This is a genomic window from Methylomonas sp. BG-2 (genome assembly GCF_057766305.1).
In genome coordinates, this window is sequence record NZ_JBYMAP010000022.1 from 1 (window position 1) to 18,576 (window position 18,576).

General features: G+C 57.7%; 21 protein-coding genes. 10 read left to right on the top strand and 11 right to left on the bottom strand.

The window, feature by feature from the left end:
- Positions 1-277: 277 nt before the first annotated feature.
- Entirely contained in the window at positions 278-670 is a 393-nt protein-coding gene (locus AC3B8H_RS03505) for a hypothetical protein (protein ID WP_488440235.1), read from the top strand.
- Positions 671-992: 322 nt separating this feature from the next.
- Here the strand turns inward: AC3B8H_RS03505 and AC3B8H_RS03510 are convergent, their stop codons facing one another.
- From AC3B8H_RS03510 to AC3B8H_RS03525, 4 genes are read right to left on the bottom strand one after another with little or no spacing between them, the layout of a single operon-like run.
- Entirely contained in the window at positions 993-1,916 is a 924-nt protein-coding gene (locus AC3B8H_RS03510) for a prolipoprotein diacylglyceryl transferase (protein WP_488440236.1), read from the bottom strand.
- A 28-nt stretch (positions 1,917-1,944) separates the two neighbouring features.
- Positions 1,945-2,751, bottom strand: a complete 807-nt coding sequence (locus tag AC3B8H_RS03515; protein ID WP_488440237.1) for an ABC transporter permease — start codon at positions 2,749-2,751, stop codon at positions 1,945-1,947.
- Positions 2,748-3,491 carry an ABC transporter ATP-binding protein gene (locus AC3B8H_RS03520; protein ID WP_488440238.1) on the bottom strand — a complete coding sequence of 248 codons (744 nt, stop codon included), beginning with the start codon at positions 3,489-3,491 and terminating at the stop codon, positions 2,748-2,750. Before AC3B8H_RS03520 ends, AC3B8H_RS03515 begins: the two co-directional genes overlap by 4 nt.
- Positions 3,488-4,453 carry a PQQ-dependent catabolism-associated beta-propeller protein gene (locus AC3B8H_RS03525; RefSeq protein ID WP_488440239.1) on the bottom strand — a complete coding sequence of 322 codons (966 nt, stop codon included), beginning with the start codon at positions 4,451-4,453 and terminating at the stop codon, positions 3,488-3,490. The genes AC3B8H_RS03520 and AC3B8H_RS03525 overlap by 4 nt, the downstream gene beginning before the upstream one ends.
- 320 nt (positions 4,454-4,773) lie before the next feature.
- Between AC3B8H_RS03525 and AC3B8H_RS03530 the strand changes: the two genes are divergently transcribed.
- From AC3B8H_RS03530 to AC3B8H_RS03545, 4 genes are all read left to right on the top strand, one after another.
- On the top strand, positions 4,774-5,601 hold the full coding sequence (locus tag AC3B8H_RS03530) for an AlbA family DNA-binding domain-containing protein (protein ID WP_488440240.1): 828 nt from the start codon (positions 4,774-4,776) through the stop codon (positions 5,599-5,601).
- 221 nt (positions 5,602-5,822) lie between these two features.
- The gene (argA, locus tag AC3B8H_RS03535; RefSeq protein ID WP_488440241.1) at positions 5,823-7,139 is read left to right on the top strand and encodes an amino-acid N-acetyltransferase; all 1,317 of its coding nucleotides are present in this window, start codon (positions 5,823-5,825) and stop codon (positions 7,137-7,139) included.
- A gap of 37 nt (positions 7,140-7,176) precedes the next feature.
- Positions 7,177-7,629: a GDP-mannose mannosyl hydrolase gene (locus AC3B8H_RS03540; protein WP_488440242.1), complete on the top strand. Its 453-nt coding sequence runs from the start codon at positions 7,177-7,179 to the stop codon at positions 7,627-7,629.
- The gene (locus AC3B8H_RS03545; protein WP_488440243.1) at positions 7,630-8,418 is read left to right on the top strand and encodes a metallophosphoesterase; all 789 of its coding nucleotides are present in this window, start codon (positions 7,630-7,632) and stop codon (positions 8,416-8,418) included.
- Here the strand turns inward: AC3B8H_RS03545 and AC3B8H_RS03550 are convergent.
- Positions 8,415-8,942, bottom strand: a complete 528-nt coding sequence (locus AC3B8H_RS03550) for an RNA pyrophosphohydrolase (RefSeq protein WP_488440244.1) — start codon at positions 8,940-8,942, stop codon at positions 8,415-8,417. The two genes, AC3B8H_RS03545 and AC3B8H_RS03550, sit on opposite strands and share 4 nt — an antisense overlap.
- Positions 8,943-9,092: 150 nt before the next feature.
- On the opposite strand from AC3B8H_RS03550, the gene AC3B8H_RS03555 reads away from it, so the two are divergent.
- Positions 9,093-9,746 (top strand): histidinol-phosphatase, encoded by a 654-nt coding sequence (locus tag AC3B8H_RS03555; RefSeq protein WP_488440245.1) that lies wholly within the window; start codon positions 9,093-9,095, stop codon positions 9,744-9,746.
- Between the two features lie 50 nt (positions 9,747-9,796).
- Here the strand turns inward: AC3B8H_RS03555 and AC3B8H_RS03560 are convergent, their stop codons facing one another.
- Entirely contained in the window at positions 9,797-10,027 is a 231-nt protein-coding gene (locus AC3B8H_RS03560) for a sulfurtransferase TusA family protein (protein WP_488440246.1), read from the bottom strand.
- Between the two features lie 73 nt (positions 10,028-10,100).
- Between AC3B8H_RS03560 and cysG the strand changes: the two genes are divergently transcribed.
- Together cysG and AC3B8H_RS03570 are read left to right on the top strand one after the other, a co-directional pair.
- The gene (cysG, locus tag AC3B8H_RS03565; protein WP_488440247.1) at positions 10,101-11,492 is read left to right on the top strand and encodes a siroheme synthase CysG; all 1,392 of its coding nucleotides are present in this window, start codon (positions 10,101-10,103) and stop codon (positions 11,490-11,492) included.
- Between the two features lie 187 nt (positions 11,493-11,679).
- Complete coding sequence (locus tag AC3B8H_RS03570; protein ID WP_488440248.1) at positions 11,680-12,015, top strand: c-type cytochrome; 336 nt, start codon at positions 11,680-11,682, stop codon at positions 12,013-12,015.
- Positions 12,016-12,111: 96 nt separating this feature from the next.
- Here the strand turns inward: AC3B8H_RS03570 and AC3B8H_RS03575 are convergent, their stop codons facing one another.
- The 4 genes from AC3B8H_RS03575 to AC3B8H_RS03590 form a co-directional block, all read right to left on the bottom strand.
- Positions 12,112-12,738, bottom strand: coding sequence for a hypothetical protein (locus AC3B8H_RS03575; protein ID WP_488440249.1), 627 nt, complete (start codon positions 12,736-12,738; stop codon positions 12,112-12,114).
- Between the two features lie 116 nt (positions 12,739-12,854).
- Positions 12,855-14,066, bottom strand: coding sequence for an argininosuccinate synthase (locus AC3B8H_RS03580; protein WP_488440250.1), 1,212 nt, complete (start codon positions 14,064-14,066; stop codon positions 12,855-12,857).
- Between the two features lie 36 nt (positions 14,067-14,102).
- The gene (gene waaA / locus AC3B8H_RS03585) at positions 14,103-15,392 is read right to left on the bottom strand and encodes a lipid IV(A) 3-deoxy-D-manno-octulosonic acid transferase (protein WP_488440251.1); all 1,290 of its coding nucleotides are present in this window, start codon (positions 15,390-15,392) and stop codon (positions 14,103-14,105) included.
- A 168-nt stretch (positions 15,393-15,560) separates the two neighbouring features.
- Positions 15,561-15,965, bottom strand: coding sequence for a Dabb family protein (locus AC3B8H_RS03590; RefSeq protein ID WP_488440252.1), 405 nt, complete (start codon positions 15,963-15,965; stop codon positions 15,561-15,563).
- Positions 15,966-16,394: 429 nt separating this feature from the next.
- Here AC3B8H_RS03590 and AC3B8H_RS03595 point away from each other — a divergent pair, with 429 nt between their 5' ends.
- Positions 16,395-16,763, top strand: a complete 369-nt coding sequence (locus tag AC3B8H_RS03595; RefSeq protein ID WP_488440253.1) for a PAS domain-containing protein — start codon at positions 16,395-16,397, stop codon at positions 16,761-16,763.
- A 143-nt stretch (positions 16,764-16,906) separates the two neighbouring features.
- Positions 16,907-17,974 (top strand): methyl-accepting chemotaxis protein, encoded by a 1,068-nt coding sequence (locus tag AC3B8H_RS03600; protein ID WP_488440254.1) that lies wholly within the window; start codon positions 16,907-16,909, stop codon positions 17,972-17,974.
- 33 nt (positions 17,975-18,007) lie between these two features.
- Here AC3B8H_RS03600 and AC3B8H_RS03605 read toward each other — a convergent pair whose 3' ends face one another.
- Positions 18,008-18,574, bottom strand: a complete 567-nt coding sequence (locus AC3B8H_RS03605; protein ID WP_488440255.1) for a thioredoxin family protein — start codon at positions 18,572-18,574, stop codon at positions 18,008-18,010.
- Positions 18,575-18,576 lie beyond the last annotated feature (2 nt).

Sequence of the window (18,576 nt, forward strand, 5' to 3'; positions counted from 1 at the left end):
CTCAGAGGAATCCCGGCGGTGGCTTCTCGTAGCGGCTGTCGAGTCAAGCCACGGTAAGCCTGCAATGCCCAAGCTTGCACCGATCGTTTTCAAGCCAGGTCAACCAATGCTTTGCTCTAGCGATATTCTGGCTCTGACCTATACTTGTAGGTGCTCCAGACTCACTCCTTGCTAGACGCTAAACCCGGCGGATATTCAGCCGCCGCTTTCGCCGATCCGCCGCAACAATCCACCGGCCGCTCACACTGTCAACGGCTTCTGAAATGGGAGATCGATCATGACAAACCTTATTGCATTTATTTTGGCCGCCGGCTTGCTTGCCGCTTGCGCCCCGTCCAGCCCGGTCGCCCGCCGCGACCCGAACGATCACCACGGTTACGCGGCCGACGCGATGCGTTGCAGCCAAGCATCGATGCGCATGGAACAAATCAAAGTGCCGACGCCGCATGCGCTCAGCGTCATCGAGATTCCAACTATCCCGGACGCCGGACGTTTCACCGCTTGCATGGATTACGCCCGATGGCCGGTACCGCGCATGGATACGGCCAAGTATCTGGACATATCGACCGCGTGCCTGAATCGGGCCAGACGCGCCAATAACGCCGACGAAACCTACGCCAACTGTATCAAGGCCAGCCAGCTAAGTATCGAGTTGGTCCCGAATCAGTAACGTTAGCGGTGGGGCTTAATCCCCCCACCCTTCCTGACCATCGTTCCCCTGCTTAGATTGTGGCCGATTTCCAAAACGGGGCGACTGCAGCAGCTTCTTGAACGCCACTGGCTTCAATCGGATCATCGGCCACTGCCCCGGATCGCGTTGGTTATGCAGCACTGCCAGTGAAACTATCAAGGCCTCCGAAACCGCTGCGAGACTGTCCCTAGTTAAATTGACTATTTCAATGCGCTCCTGAACCGGTCATTCGAAATATCGGGAACCGAGATTTTGTCCATTGCGAGTTTGCCCCCTGATTTGTATGCCGAGACGGGGGATGTCAGAAATTGCTATTGCGCAACCCAACCTTGGCCGACCTGGTATTCCATACCAAGCCCAAAACACCCAACAACATGAATGCCAAAGAAATCATTTCGGCTTGAGTCGCCGCAACACCAAAGAAATTCCCAACGGCGTTTACTCGAATTTGTTCAATGGAAAAACGCTCGGCGCCGCTGAGCAATAGATAGAGCGCGAATAGCCAGCCGCTCTTAAAAGGGTGTTTACGCAACCGCCAAAGGATGCCAAAGATAAAACAGCCTAGTACGGTCTCGTAGATTGACGTTGGATAGACGCCCGGTGCCGCGATACTCACGCCAACGATATTATTGTCGTAAGTCTGAGCCCAAAACCAAAGCGGAAGCCAGTCCGGTTTGGCAGCCATGTTTGCCGGAATGCCCCAATCGCCATCGCCGGATAATTGGCAACCGATCCTGCCGACGGCGTATCCCAACATGATCGCCGGCGCTAATCCGTCGCATAGCGTGGTAACGGAAAGCTCGTGCTTCCTCGCGTACCAAAATCCGGCCAAGGTTCCGCAAATGAGACCGCCCAAGAAAGTAAAACCGCCGCGGCTGAATATCATGCCCCATGGATCGGCGATGAACTCGTTCGGATGTTCGATGATGTGGAACACTCGGGCACCGATCAGGCCAATTATCAGCGCGAACGTAATCAAATCCGAGATGACATCCTGTGGAAAAATCGTTTGCTCGAGATACTGACCGTCGGTTGATTTTATTCGTCGTTTAGCCAAGCCGATACGCCCCGCTTCGTAAAGGCGTTGAACCTCTACCCGCGATATCTGAATCGAAACAATCGCCGCCGTGGCAACCATCATTCCGAATGTCGGTAACGGCAACGGCAAGTCCAAACCCGTTAGCGCTATCACCAAATCGCTTAAATAGGGAAACGCTAAGCTCATAGCCGGCTTTTTTGCCTGTTACCGGACATCAATCCCCGCCTCCCTTCCTAACCATCATTCCCTTGCTGGGGTTGTAGCCCAAAATCGCCGCGCCGATGAACAGCAAGAACGCGGCGGCGGTGAACACCAACGCTAATTGGTTAAACTGCTCATACAGCGCGAAGCGGATCAGTTCCACCGCTTGCGAGAAAGGGTTGTACTCGGCCAAGGTTGCCAGTAGCGGGCTGGATTCCTTGATCTTCCACAACGGATACAACGCGGTGGACATGAAGAACAGCGGGAAGATCACGAAGTTCATCACCCCGGCGAAGTTCTCCAGTTGTTTGATGAACGAGGACAGCAGCAAGCCCAGCGCACCCAGCATCATGCCGCCCAACACCAGCGCCGGCAGTATCCACAGATAGCCCGGCAGCGGCGCCTGAATATCGTACAGCCAGGCGATGCCGAGAAAGGCGTAGCATTGCATCACGCCGACCGCGGTGCCGGCGATCAGTTTGGCGCATAGCAAAAACCAACGCGGCAGCGGGCAGACCATCAGCATGCGCATGCTGCCCATTTCCCGGTCGTAAACCATCGACAGCGAACTTTGCATGCCGTTGAACAGCAATATCATGCCCAACAGGCCGGGGGTGATGTAGACCTCATACAGAATATAGGTCTCATAGGGCGGACTGATCGCGATGCCCAGCGCGGCGCGAAAGCCGGCGGCGAACACGAACAACCAAACCAGGGGCCGCACCAACGCCGAGACGAAACGCTCGCGCTGATGCAGAAAACGCAGTAATTCGCGGCCGACGATGCCGGCGGTAGCCCGCCAATAATGCACGATTCTCATGCCGGCCCTCCTTTATCGGATTGGGTGAGCTTCTGAAACACTTGGCCGGGATCGGCCCAACCGGTGTTTTGCAATATCTCGGCAAGCTTGCCGCTGGCCTTGATCTGGCCCTTGTGCAGCACCACCAGGCTGTCGTCGGCGGCGATTTCATCGATCAAATGGGTGGCCCACAATACCGCGAGGCCTTGTAGTTTGACCAAATCGTGGACGTGCTTGACGATGGCTTGCCGGCTGGGCACGTCCAGACCGACGGTCGGCTCGTCCAGCAACAACAGGCTGGGTTTGTGCAACAAGGCGCGGGCGATCTCGACCCGGCGCTTGTGGCCGCCGTTCAGTTGCCGGACTTTTTCGCCGCGCCGCTCGAACATGTTCAAACGCTCCAGTTCTTCCTGTATCCGCATGTCCGCCTGTTTTTTGCCGATGCCGTGCAGCGCGGCGTGATAGCGCAGGTTTTGGGTCACCGACAAATCCGGGTCCAGCGTAGTCTGCTGGAACACCACGCCCAATTTGGCCAGGGCCTGCAGGCTTTGCTTCTTGATGTCGTAACCGCACAACGCGATGCGCCCTTCCCTGGCGTCGTACAGCCGGGTGATCAGCGCGAACAAGGTGCTTTTGCCGGCGCCGTTCGGCCCCAACAAAATCATACATTCGCCAGGCTCGACCTGAAACTCCACGTTATCCAGCGCCTTCTTGGCGCCGTAGGCAAAGCTCAGGCCGTCGATTTGCAACGCGGCGGTCATGGCTTGACCGCCACGCCCCAGGGATAACGCCCCACCGCCACCGACTTGGTCACCTTATGGTTTTCCAGATCGATAATCGAGATGTCGTTGCTGACGCCGTTGGTGGTGTACAAGCGCTTTTGATCCGGCGAGAAGGCCAGATTCCAGACCCGCTGGCCGACCAGCAGATATTTCTCGACCTTATAGCTTTGGGCGTCGATTACCGCGACCCGGTTGGCCGGCCCCATCGCCACGTAACCGTAGCGGCGCTGCTTGTCGATGGCGATGCCGACCGGCTGCACCAGATCGCTGCTCAAGCCCTGCACCTCCAGTTTGATGTTTTGGGCGATCTGCTTGGTCGCGGTATCGATGATGGTCAGCGTGCCGGCCATTTCCGATGTCGCCCACAGTTGCTGGCTGTCGTCGGTGAACGTCACGGCGCGCGGCCGGGCGTCCACCAAGGTGTTGTCCTTGATTTGGCGGTCCGAGGTATCGATCCAGTGCAGCATGTTGGTGGTTTCCGAAGCGCTGATCGTCCATTGGTTGTTCGGACTGACCGCGATGCCCTCCGGCTCGACGCCGACCTTGATCTTGGCCACCGCCTTCTTGCTGGCGATGTCGATCACGGTGACTTCGGCATCGTCCTCGTTGGACACGTACATCGTTTTATCGTCCGGACTCAGCGCGAAGGTTTCCGGGTCTTCGCCGGACGGCAATTTGCCGATTTCCTTCAAGGTGGTGCTGTCCAGCATCCGGATGGTGTTGTCGTCGCTGGTGGCGACGAACAGGGTCTTGGCATCGTGGCTGATCGCAATGCCGCGCGGCCGCTGGCCGACCTTGACGGTTTTGACCAATTTGCCTTCGGCCGGATCGACGACGGCGATGGCATTGTCCTTTTCCAGCGTGACGAACACGGTTTCCGCCTGGACGTTGGCGACGAACAGCGCGGCAAATGCCGCGCCGGCGAATTTAATCGATGGCATCGGTAGTTCCTTGAAATGAGCTTGAAGAATCGGCTTCCGCGGCTGCACCGAACATCGGGAGCACGGCGTCGAACCCACGCCGGCCAGCCGCCTCGAGGCTGGGAAGTTTAACCCGAAGCGATCGGGATTACATCCCGAGAACAACAAAGCACTTCGGCGTGCAATCGGCTGCTGTTCCGGTCAAGCGATTTCGGTTGATCGGACGCCCACATAAAAAACCCGGCGCCCCAACGACGCTAGCAAGTACAATATCGGTAAGCCGCCGCTTAATCGCTTGATCCTAACCGCCCGCCGCTATCCGCCACCGCCCCGACGCTCCCGTGAAACGCTTCCTGCTCCAACTTCTGTATATCTGGAAACAAAAACTGAAAATCTATTTCCTGGCCGGCTGGATCGGCGCGGGCATGGGCATCTTTTTGTTGGCGCCCAGTTACGATTACATCAGTTCGCGCGAGCGCAACGCCGATCCGCTGTCGTCGATGGAATTCGTGCTGGGCCAGTTCACCGAGGTGATGACCGGCCAGATTAATCAAAACAACCTGATACTGTTCTATGCCGAAATCGGCGCAATACTAGGTCTGCTCTCGCTGGGTTTTTATCAAATGCTGCATAGACGGCTGGTGGACCTGGACGCGTTGAAAGCCGAACTGGAAAAGGACTTGCCGACCATCATCCGCCAGGGCGAAGGTCCGTTGCTGGAGTTCAAGTCGTCGTTACGCTGGGATCTGCAGGAGCAGCGGGTCAATAAGGCGTTGGAAGGCGTGATTCTGAAAACGCTGGCCGGATTTTTCAACAGCGCGGTCGGCGGCACCTTGCTGATCGGCGTGGCCGACGACGGTGAGATTCTCGGCTTGGCCCAAGATTTCCAAACCTTGAAAAAGCCCGATCAAGACGGTTTCGAACAAACGCTGATGACGGCGGTCTCGACCCATCTGGGCGCCGATCTGTGCCCGTTGATCCACGTGCTGTTTCATAAATTGGCGGAGCGCGACGTGTGCCGGGTCATCGTCTCGCCGGCCAGCCGTCCGGTATTTTTGACGCAGGCCGGCACGCCGAAATTATTCGTCCGCACCGGCGGCGCCACCCGCGACCTGAACATTCAGGAAGCCTTGGAATACGTGGCCGGACGCTGGAAAAGCCAGCGCTGAAACCTGGCTGGATCGCGGCGAATGCCGCGCTCGCCTGCGATATTACCGCCGCTTCGGCTGGCCGGAATGGCAGGCGCTTCACCGCGACCGAAAAGCGCTACCCACACCGGACGCCTTGAATCGCGGCTAAAGCCGCTCCTACAAAGGTCGGACCGCCGCGCGCGCCATTTCGGCGCCGGCCGAGTTACACTATCCGGCCAAACACGTTCTAAGATCAAGCCATGCCACAACCGTCCGCCTTCGTCTCCTGGTTCCGCCAGTCGTCGCCCTACATTCACGCCCACCGGCGCCGCACCTTCGTGATTTTCTTCGGCGGCAGCGCGGTCGGCGAAACCGAATTCGACAATCTGATCCACGATTTCGCACTGCTGCGCAGCTTGGGCGCGCGGCTGGTGTTGGTGCACGGCATACGCCAACAGATCGACGAACGATTGGCCGAACGCGGCGACACGCCGAAGTTTCATCATCATTTGCGCATCACCGACGCGACGACCTTGCAATACGTCAAGCAAGCCGCCGGCTTGGTGCGCGTCGAGATCGAGGCTTTGCTGTCGATGGGCGTCTCCGGCTCGCCGATGGCCGGCGCCAAGATTCGAGTCGCGTCGGGCAATTTCGTCACCGCCCGTCCGCTCGGCGTGCTGGACGGCATCGATTATTGCTATACCGGCAAGGTGCGCCGCATCGATAGCGAGGCGATCCACCAGCAGCTCGATCAGCACAATGTGGTGCTGATTTCGCCGATCGGTTATTCGCCCAGCGGCGAAGTGTTCAATCTGGCGGCGGAGGAAGTCGCCACCGAGGTCTCCATCGCCTTGCAAGCCGATAAATTGATTTTGTTGACCGAACAGGACTGTTTATCGCCGGACGAACAGCGGCCGCTACCGCAACTGACCACGGCCCAAGCCGAGGAATTGTTGGAAACCCATCCGGATTTCCCGGCGCCGCTGGCTCGCTCGTTGCGCGCGGCGGTGCAAAGCTGCCGGCAGGGCGTGCAACGGGCGCATTTGATCAACCGTCACGTGGACGGCGCCTTGCTGCTGGAATTGTTTACCCGCGACGGCGTCGGCACGCTGGTCAGTTCCACCGCGTTCGAAACCATCCGCCCGGCGGCGCTGGACGACATCGCCGGCATCATGGAGTTGATCAAACCGCTGGAGGCCGAGGGCGTGCTGGTCAAGCGTTCGCGGGAGAAACTGGAAATGCAGATCGGCGATTACATCGTCATCGAGCGCGACGGCCTGATCATCGGTTGCACCGCCTTCCATGCGATGGACGACGGCAACAGCGCCGAAATCGCCTGTCTGGCGGTACATCCGGACTACCGGCGCGGCGCGCGCGGCAATAGCTTGCTGGAGTATTTGTTCACCAAGGCCAAGACCGAAGCCGTCAAACGCTTGTTCGTGCGCAGCACCCAAACCGTGCATTGGTTTGTCGAACGCGGATTTAGCCCCTGCGAACTCGGCGATCTGCCGGAAGCGATGCGTAGCGCCTACAACTACCAGCGCAATTCCAAGTTGCTGGTTAAGGACATCGTATAATCGGGCCTTTAACCGAATTGAAATTTAGGGAAATGGCATGTTGGAAAAACAAGCGTTTTTGAACGTGGTCGATCTGACGCCGCTGGTGTCGATCGATTTGGTGATCCGTTCGGAAACGAACGCGATCTTGATGGGCGAACGTGTCAACGAGCCGGCTGCCGGCTATTGGTTCGTGCCCGGCGGCCGGATTTTCAAAAACGAAACCTTGGAACAGGCCTTCCGGCGAATCACGCACGCCGAACTCGGTATCGAGCTGGAGATTGGCCAAGGCCAACTGCTCGGTGGTTTCACGCATTTGTACGACACCAATTTCGCCAAGGCGCCCGGTATCGGCACGCATTACGTGGTCCTGGCCTATCAACTGCGCTTGCCACTGTCGCTGGACCAATTACCCAGCGCGCAACACTCGGGCTACCGCTGGCTAAGCGAACACGACGACTTGAGCCAGGTTCACGCCAACAGCTTGGCCTATTTCCCTTACCTGCGCTAAATGAGCCGAACCAAAGTCTTGCAACTGACCGACCTGCATCTGCGCGCCGCGGCCGGCGGCACGATGCTGGGGGTCGATACCGAATTTTATTTCCGGGAAACCTTGAATCGGGCGCTGGCCGCGCACGGGCCGTTCGACCTGATCCTGCTGACCGGCGATCTGACCCAAGATCCCTGCCCCGACAGTTACCGGCGCCTGGCCGGCATCCTCGCCGCTTACGACACGCCTTGCCTGTGCCTGCCCGGCAATCATGACGATCCGGATTTGATGCGGCAATGGCTGGCGGGCGGTAACATCGATTGCGGGAGAAGAATGGCCTTGCCGGGCTGGCAAATCATCGCGCTGAACAGCCGCAAACCCGACAGTCCTGCCGGCTTTCTGAACGATTTGGAATTGGCCGAAACCGCCGCGCTGTTGGCGGCGAATCCGGAACCGGCGTTATTGGCGGTCCACCACCATACCTTGGCCTGCGGCAGTCCGTGGATGGACCGAATGAAAATCGAGAACGGCGACGCGTTGATCGAATTGACCGCCCGCTTCCGGCAAATCAAGGCGGTGACCTGCGGCCACGTACATCAGTTATTCGAAGCGGAACGGGCAGGCGTGAAATGGTTGGGCATGCCGGCGACTTGTTTTCAATTCAAACCGGGCGCCGTTAAGTTGGAACTCGACCCACTACCGCCGGGTTATCGGGTGTTCGAGCTGGGCGACGACGGCGAATACTCCACAGTTTGCCATCGGCTGGACATCGAGCAACCGGAACTGGAATTGCAGTCGGCCGATTATTAACCTGCCAGCAAACGGCCGGACAAATAGCCTTCGGCATTGATGCCGACATCGTTGGCGACCAGCAAGGCCCCCAACTCGTCCAAGGCCCGCCGATAGACTCGGCGCTTGAAATACACCACATCCTTCATCGGATACCAATATTCGACCCATTTCCAGTTATCGAATTCCTGCTTATGGCCGCAATCGAAACGCACCAAGGACTCGTCGCTCATCAATTTCAGGATGAACCAGATCTGCTTTTGTCCTATGCACAAGGGTGTCGAATTTTTGCGAACGTAGCGATCCGGCAGCCGGTAACGCAACCAGTAACGGGTTCGCCCCAATAATTGCACATGTTCGGCGCGCAAGCCGGTTTCCTCCCACAACTCCCGATACATCGCGGTCTCCGGGTCTTCGTTGCCGTCTATGCCTCCTTGCGGAAACTGCCAGGAGTTAGCTCCCTTGCGCTTAGCCCAGAACACGCGACCCTCGTCATTGCAAAGGATAATCCCGACATTCGGCCGGTATCCTTTCGAGTCTATCATGTCAAAAACCTGTATGATGTGCCGCCCGATTGGCGAAGGAGACTTGATAAAATCGTCAACCGGCAGTCATTATTTTAATGGCGCCATTGTTCCATAAATGGGCGGCGGATGCTACCGGCCGTCAAGTTTTCTTAACCGAGCGGAAGAGCCGTGAGCTTAGCGATTTTTGATCTGGACAACACGCTGATCGCCGACGACAGCGACTTTTTGTGGGGACAATTTTTGGTGGATGCCGGCATCGTCGACAAAGACCACTACGAACAAGCCAACCAAAAATTCTACGAAGACTACAAACACGGCACGCTCGACATCGTCGAGTTTCTACATTTCTCGCTGGCGCCGTTGGCCCGCTACGAACCGGCCCAGCTTTACCGCTGGCGCGAGGAATTCGTCGAAACCCTGATCAAACCCATCGTGCTGGATGCCGCGCGCGCGCTGGTGGAACAACACCGCGCCGCCGGCGATACCTTATTGGTAATTACCGCGACCAACCGCTTCGTCACCGAGCCCATCGTCAAGCTGTACGGCATCGACAATCTGTTGGCGACGACGCCGGAATTCAAGGACGGCCGCTATACCGGCCGTTTTAACGGCACGCCGTGTTTTCAGCAAGGCAAGGTCACGCTGTTACAGCAATGGCTGGCCGAATCCGGCGAGTCGATGAACGGCAGCCGCTTTTACAGTGACTCGCACAACGATCTACCGCTATTGAATCTGGTGGATCAGCCGGTGGCCGTCGATCCCGACGACAAATTGCGACTGGCCGCCGAGCGCGCCCACTGGCCGATCATTAGCTTGCGATAAGTGCCGGACACACATCCAATCGGCGCAGACACTTTAATGTTGAGTCGCTTTTACTTTTTCTGTATAAAGAACACCTGTTTATCGACTTCCTTAATGATCTTCAGCGGGATATGCCCGGCTTGATCGATATACACGCCGAAATCCAGATGAGCAGCGGGATCGGTGGCAATTACCTTGACCACCGCGCCGCTGTCGATTTCCATAATCGCTTTCTTGAGCCTGAGCAGCGGCAACGGGCATTGCAATCCGCTGGCATCGACTTCCAGATCAAATTTAATCATAACTCACGCGACTAACTCGCCATTTAATTAACAATTGTCATAATATCCCACACCAGACCGCGAAAATCGAGCCATGGAGTACTTCCCGTTATTTTTAAACCTGAAAGGGCAACCTTGTCTGGTGGTCGGCGCCGGTGCCGTCGCGGCCCGTAAAATCGCGTTGCTGCGCAAGGCCGGGGCTCGTATCACGGTGGTGGCCCGCGAGATTAGCGATGAGGTCTCCCGCCTCGGCGACCTCACTTTGCATCAACGGCCTTTCGCCGCCACCGATGTGCAAGGCGCGCGTCTGGTCATTTCCGCGACGGACGACCTTTCGGTCAACGAAGCCGTTGCCGCGACAGCCAAGGCTCAAGGCATACCGGTCAACGTGGTCGACAATCCCGATCTATGCACCTTCATTTTCCCGGCGATCGTCGACCGCTCGCCGCTCACGATAGCAATCTCGTCCGGCGGCGTTTCGCCGGTGCTGGCGCGCTTGCTGCGCGCCAAGGTGGAAACCGCCATTCCCGCCGCTTACGGCCGACTGGCAAGCTTTGCCGAACGTTTCCGACTGACAGTCAAACAAACCTTGCCGGACACCAACCGCCGCCGGGTCTTTTGGGAGAACGTGTTGCAAGGCCCCATCGCCGAACTGGTGTTTGCCGACCGGATCGACGAGGCGCAATCGCGCCTAAATGAAAGCCTGGCCGCCGATTCGGCCGAATTCGCGCGCGGCGAAGTCTATTTGATCGGCGCCGGCCCCGGCGATCCGGATCTGCTAACCTTCCGCGCGCTGCGACTAATGCAACAGGCTGACGTCATCGTTTACGACCGTTTGGTGTCGGCCGAGATTCTGGAGATGGCCCGCAGAGACGCCGACAAAATCTATGTCGGCAAGCAACGCGCCAATCACAGCCTGCCTCAGGAGGACATCAACGCCCTGCTCGCGCAACTGGCGTTACAAGGCAAACGCGTGGCCCGCTTGAAAGGCGGAGACCCGTTTATCTTCGGGCGCGGCGGCGAGGAAATCGAAACGCTGATGCAGCAAGGCATTCAATTCCAAGTGGTACCGGGCATCACCGCCGCGGCCGGCTGCGCCAGTTATGCCGGCATTCCGCTGACGCATCGCGAACACGCTCAGTCCTGCACCTTCGTCACCGGCCATCTGAAGGACGGCAACATCAACCTGAATTGGCGGCAATTGGCGGCGCCGAACCAGACCATCGTCATTTACATGGGTCTGGTCGGCTTGGACGTCATTTGCCGCTCACTGATCGAACACGGCTGCCCGCCGGATCATCCGATCGCCATTGTCCAGCAAGGCACCACTCGCCATCAGCGGGTGCTGACCGGTACGCTGAGCGACATGCCCGCCCAAGTCGAAGCCGCCGAATTCAAAGCCCCGACGTTGATTATCGTCGGCACCGTCGTCACATTGCGCGAAAAACTGCAATGGTTCCATCCGGCAGCGACACGGCAGGCGTGAAAAAATCCCGAATTCAGCGGAAATTAAGTTTTCGTTGGAAGAATCGCCCCGCAAGCCGAGTCGGGACGGCTTTCGCGGTGAAAATTAATTGAATTTTCCAACGAAACTCCCTATCCTTTACCGGCTTGATTTCCCAGGAGCTGTATTGCCAATGCAGTTCTTTTTTTAATCACAACGAGAGAACACAATGAAAAAATCATTCGTTTTTACCGTAGGTGCGGCATTAATCGCTCTGAGCGGTCAAGTAGCGGCTAACGAACAAGAAGAAATCGGTGCAAAAATCTACGAGCGCGCTTTCGGCCGTGGTTGCGGCGCTTGCCACGACATCTCCTCCAATCCACAACTGAAAGAACTGATCAAAGCCGGCAAACTGCCTAAAGATCAATTCGTCAAAGTGGTTAAGGAAGGCAAAAACGGCATGCCGAAAGCCGTCGCGGCCATCATGGAAGTCGGTCCGGTCAAAAAAGCCAACTACACCGAAGATCAAGCCATCGACGCGATCTACGCCTATCTGAGCAAATAAGCTCCAGTTTCCAAGGCGAAAAAAAAGCCGCCTCTCCGTTTGGAAGGCGGCTTTTTTGTGGGCCGGATTTATTGCCCTATCGGTTTTAGACGCGCGTCAGTCCCGACTCAAATAGTGACGAGCACTCCGCCGATACGGCAAACGCCGACGGCCGCGCAACCAGACTCCGGCCACCGCCGCGATCATCAAACCACAGGACACAAAGGTCAGATAGACCAAATCCTTAATGTCTTCCAACTCTTGGACCAAAACCTGATTGACGGCAAGCGCTTCGCCGGATTTAGCTGCGGCGGGGTCACCCGCGCCGGAATACGAGGTCAGAATTTTTACGTCGCCTTTCAGATCGCGTATCGTATCCAAGGAGTCGGCAACGCTGCCGCGCTTGATGTTATCTTCCAACGAGCGCAATTTGCTTTCAATCGAGCCGCTGACCAAGCCGAATAGCTGGCCTTTCAGCGCGCTGATTTCGGCCGACAAAGCCGGATTTTGGGTGGCGTAAGCCATCGAAACGGCCTGGTTTTTCTGAATTTCGTTCAGCAGATTTTGCCTTGGCAACAAAACGAAACCCAATAAAAAAACCGCCGCCGTCAATGCCGTCACCAGCATCAACAGAAAGCGGTTTGCCTTGATTAGCGCCTGATCCCGGTGTGAGCCAGGCAAGTAGACAATAGCGTGCTTATCGGTATTGGCATCATCCGGATTAATCTCAGGCATATCGCTCATTATTGTTCTAGTGTGCTAATCGGGAAGCTTAGTACCGACCGGGCAAACTTCGCCGTCAGCCTATCCCGGCATTATACAAGCTTCGCCAAAAATGTCCCGCATTAAACCGGTTGTCCCTAGCGCGCCTTTTTCGCGGCAATGCGCATCCGCAACGCATTCAATTTGATAAAGCCCTCGGCATCTTTTTGGTTATAGGCGCCGCCGTCTTCCTCGAAGGTGGCGATGTTCTCGTCGAACAGGCTGTCGGTCTCCGACGCACGGCCGACGACAATGACATTGCCCTTGTAAAGTTTCACGCGGACTTTACCGTTGACGCGGACTTGCGAAGCGTCGATCATCGTTTGCAGCATCGCCCGCTCAGGACTCCACCAATAACCGTTGTAAATCAACGACGCATAACGCGGCATCAGTTCGTCCTTCAAATGCGCCACTTCCCGATCCAGAGTCAGCGATTCGATGGCCCGGTGGGCTTTTAACATGACGGTGCCGGCCGGAGTCTCGTAGCAGCCGCGCGATTTCATGCCAACGTAACGGTTCTCGACAATGTCCAAGCGGCCGATGCCGTTGGCGCCGGCGACTTGATTCAATTTTTCCATGACCTGATGCGGGGTGTGCGGAACGTCGTCGATGGCCACGATATCGCCCTGTTTATAAGTCAGCTCGATATAGGTCGCTTGATCCGGCGCATTTTCCGGCGACACGGTCCAACGCCACATGTCTTCCTCGGGCTCGGTCCACGGATTTTCCAGGATGCGGCCTTCATAAGAAATATGCAGCGAGTTGGCATCCATCGAGTAAGGCGAGGTTTTACCCTTTTTCATTTCAACGGAGATACCGTGGCTCTCGGCATAGGCCAACAGTTTTTGGCGGGAGTTCAAATCCCATTCCCGCCACGGCGCAATGATTTTGATGTCCGGGCGCAACGCATAGGCCCCCAACTCGAAACGAACTTGGTCGTTACCCTTGCCGGTCGCGCCGTGGGAAATCGTATCGGCACCGGTTTCGTTGGCGATTTCGATCAAGCGCTTGGCAATCAGCGGCCGGGCAATCGAGGTGCCGAGCAAATACTCGCCCTCGTAAATCGTGTTGGCGCGGAACATCGGAAACACGAAGTCGCGGGCGAATTCCTCGCGCAAATCGTCGATGTAGATTTCCTTGATGCCCGCCGCTTGCGCCTTCGCCCGCGCCGGCTCCAACTCTTCACCTTGGCCGATGTCGGCGGTGAACGTGACGACCTCGCATTGATAAACGTCTTGCAACCATCTCAGGATGACCGAGGTATCCAAGCCGCCCGAATAGGCCAATACCACTTTTTTAACTTCCGACATTGCGTTCTTACCTGTACCCATTGAAAAATGGCCGGATTATACCAAAAATCGGCTGGCCGCCGATCCAGCCAGACCGGCTCCCAACATCTCGATCAGCCGTTCGGTCGCCCCCTGATTGGCTTGCACGAATTCTTGAGCCCGCAGCGCCATCGCTTGGCCGAATGCGGGGTCGCGATATAAGGCCAACACCGCATTCGCGAGCGCCTCGGCGTCGGCGCATTGGCCAGCGGCGCGGTCCGCCAACATCCGATCGGCGATTTCCTGAAAATTGAACATCCAGGGGCCGAACAGCACCGGCGAGCCGATCGCGGCCGGTTCCAAGACGTTGTGACCGCCAATCTCAACCAGACTGCCGCCGACAAACGCCGCGTCGGCCGCCGAATACAATAATTTCAATTCCCCCATGCTGTCGCCAATATAAACGTCGGTTTCGGTCCCACACGCCAGCCCGGCGCTGCGCATCAAGACCCGCAGGCCTTGGGTTTCGCACAACTTCTTAACGATGTCGAAGCGCTCCGGGTGGCGCGGCACGATCATTAACAATAAATCCGGCATCGCCGCTTTCAGGCGCCGATACTGTGCCAACAGGGCCTCTTCCTCTCCGGCATGCGTGCTGGCGGCTATCCATACCCAGCGTCCGGCGAACGCCGACGCTTTCAAGCGCTTGCCCGCCGCCAGAGTATTGGGATCGACGGTCACGTCGAACTTCACGTTGCCGACCACCCGAACTTGGGCGGGTCGGGCGCCGATTTCGACGAAGCGCTGTGCATCCTCGTCGGTTTGCACCGCAATCGTATCGATACAGGCCAACACCGGCCGGATCAGGCTGGGAATTTTCAGATAGGCGCGCGCCGACCGCGCCGACAAGCGGGCATTAACGACAAACAGCGGCACGTTGCGGACACGGCACTCGGCAAACAGATTAGGCCAAAGCTCCTTTTCCAGGAATACCGCCAGACTCGGCCGGAACCGCTGAAAGAACCGCGCGACGACCCAAGGTAAATCGTAGGGCAAATAAACGTGCTCGACCCGATCGCCCAAGACCGCGACGACTCGCGCGGAACCGGTCGGCGTCGTCGTCGTGACCAAGACCGGCAATTGCGGAAACTTGACCAGCAAACGCTGGATCAGCGGAAACGCCGCTTCGGCCTCGCCGACCGAGACGGCGTGAAACCAGATTCCGCCGCCACGGACCGGCCCGCGATAAATTCCCAAACGTTCCCGCCAGCGCAGTCGATAGGCGGGCGCCTTGATTCCGCGCCAATACAATCGCAACAAAATCGCCGGCAACAACAAACCGAATAAACCCGTATACAGACGACGCATCGTTAGCAGCGAGGTCGGCCAAGCGTTATATAAACCATTCTTTTCCCGATTTTCACGGCTCGGTAGGGTTCGCCGCGTGTTTCAATGAGCCATCTCGGTGCACGCGGGACACAAACCTTCTCCAAATCGGCGCAAGCGGCAAACTAATCCTTAACACATCCGCCCGGGTCACTCGGCAAACTCGTAGACCTTGTATCTGTCCACCAAGGGGCGCAACTGCTGTTGCGCGACAGCTTGGTAGCCAGGGTTTTTCAAAAACGCTTCCAACGCTTGGGCGTCGGCGAAAGTCGCCGAAACCGCCACATCGTAGCTCCGGTCCAATGCGGTACCGGCCCGCTCGCGGCGAATTTCCGCCGGCGTCCCCAGCTGATAACTCACTACGCCGGGGAGATTCGCCAGCGGCCGGCTTAGCTCGATATATTGACGGCGCGCCGCCGGGTCGCCGGCCTGCTTCAACCACACCAGCGCGACGTGATGAACCGAACCGCTAAGCCGGTCGCCTTGGTCAGGCGCCAACACGCAACACGCGCTGAGCACCGGCATCAGCGGCAATAAGTAATACAGTCTAGTCATCGATTTCTCAACGTTCGGGGCGATCCACCCGGGCTTTGTTTCAATCCGCGGCCTTGAACGCCCATTGTTTGATTTTCGCCGGAAAAGTCCGGTCTAACGCCGACTAACACCAAGGGCTTCCTCCGCAACCTACGCCACCCGAACTGGATTGACCTGGAAAGCCCTCGCGTAACGCTTTAGCACCGTTGCCTGGGCTTAGGCGGGCGATGGTATCGGGCCGAATGCCGGAGCGTCAAGCCGTTCCCGTCCCGGCCTAAGCAATGGTCAAGCTTAGCATGCTACGCCGGCGCCCCGCATCGAGCGCGCTTTTCGGCTCGACGGCACCCAAGAAATTTTCCGGTGCTTTCGGTGACAAGTCTCGAACGAGCGTTATACTAACTCGCAGCGTAAGTACCGCTTCCATCATAAAAATAACGATCAGGGATAACGATGAAAAAAAATCTTCCGATTACCCAACGCGAGATCGAGTACAGCGTTCAACTGACCATCACTTCCGCCACCGACACCGCCGGACGAGTCAGCTACGTCAACAACGACTTCATTAAAATCAGTGGCTTTAGCGAGAGCGAACTACTCGGACAAAGCCATAACATTGTCCGCCACCCCGATATGCCGCCGGCGGCCTTCGCCGATTTATGGCAAACCATCAAAAGCGGCAAGCCCTGGATGGGCATTGTCAAAAATCGCTGTAAGAGCGGCGACCACTACTGGGTGGACGCCTTCGTAACGCCGCGTTTCGATCGCGGCAAAATCATCGATTACGAATCCGTTCGAGTAAACCCGATCCCGCGACGGTAGCCCGCGCCAAGCAAATCTACGAAAAAATTAACGCCGGCAAGACCGAATCGGCCGGTATCGGCCGGCTCAGCCTGCCTGCTAAGCTGTCGCTGAGCTGCGGGCTGCCTCAGGCCGCGATTGCCGGCATTCTGTACCTAAACGGCGTGGTTAGCCCCGGCGTTGCAGCCGGTTTGGCACTGTCGGCAATAGCCGTCGGCTACGCCGCCGCCGCTTTGATATTGCAACCGCTCGCCATCGCCGCCGCCGAAGCGCGTAAGGTCATCGACAATCCGCTGACCCAACGCATCTACACCGCCGACAATGGCGAAATCGGTCAACTGCTGCTCGCAATCAAGCTGCTGAAAGCGAAATCCCGAACCATCATCCGCCGTTTGATTCAAGCGACCGAACCGTTGGCCGGCAAGGCCGACTCCACCCATCGCGCGGTCAGACAGGTCAGCACCGCGATGGATCAGCAACTACGGGAAATCGAACAGATTGCCTCGGCGATCCATCAAATGAGCGCCACGGTCAGCGAAGTGGCCCGTAGCGCCGCCAATGCCGCCGATGCCGCCAACAATGTCAGCCATAAATCCCAGGCTTCGGTCGCGCGGGTCAACGACACGATAAGCATGATGGAAAATCTGGCCGGCGCGGTCAATCAGGCCGAATCGGTGATTCAAGTACTCTCGGTTCATAGCCAGAATATCGGCGGCGTGCTGGATGTGATCCAAGGTATCGCCGAACAAACCAATTTATTGGCGCTGAACGCCGCGATCGAAGCTGCCCGGGCCGGCGACCAAGGCCGCGGCTTCGCGGTGGTTGCCGACGAAGTACGCACCTTGGCCGGCCGCACTCAAAAATCAACCGAAGAAATCCATCGAATGATCAATGATCTGCGCGACGGCACCCAGAACGCGGTCGCCGAAATGGCCAGGGTTCGCGAAATGGCGGCCGCCGGCTCCGAGCACGGTAAACATTCCACCGGCCTGCTCCAGGAAACCGTGCAATCGGTCGGCTACATCAACGAAATGATCGTACAGATCGCCAGCGCGGCCGAGGAACAGCAAGTGGTTTCGGAACAAATCGCCCGGACCGTCGAAGCCATCGGCAATCTGTCCCGGCAAACCAGCGAACACGCGGCTCACGCCAGCGAAGCGGCCGGCAGCGTTTCGGAGTCCAGCCGCGAACTGGATTTGATGGTCGAGCAATTCGACGACCAGCAGCACTGAGCCAAGCGCATTGATCGAATGGAAATCTCGCTCTCAATCAGCCTGCTTCCATTTGATATTGCAGCCGATACTGGGAATTTGCCGAGCGGCGTTGGGTTGACCGCTCAACATGGCGTCGAGCGCGGCCCGCAAATCCGCGCCGGTAACAGGCTCGTGGTTTTTCGGCGTCGCCGCGTCCAGCCGGCCGCGATAAACGCAGGCCAAATCGGGGTCGAACAGGTAAATATCCGGCGTGCAGGCCGCTTGATACGCCTTGGCAACTTGCTGGGTCTCGTCGTACAGATAGGCCGCGAACGGGTAACCCCAGGCCGCCATCAGCTCGCGCATCTTGTCGGGCGCGTCGTCCGGATAGTGACTGATGTCGTTGGCGCTGATCGCCAACGTCGCGACACCTCGCGCCGCATACTCGCGCGCGATCGCGATCAATTGCGCTTTAACGTGCAGTACATAAGGGCAATGGTTGCAGATGAACAGAATCAGCGTGCCTTGAGTGCCGCGCAAGTCTTGCAACCGAAAGGTCTTGCCGGTCACCGTGTCCGGCAACTCGAAGTCGGGCGCAATCGTGCCCAGCGGCATCATCGTGGATTGGGTGGCGGCCATCG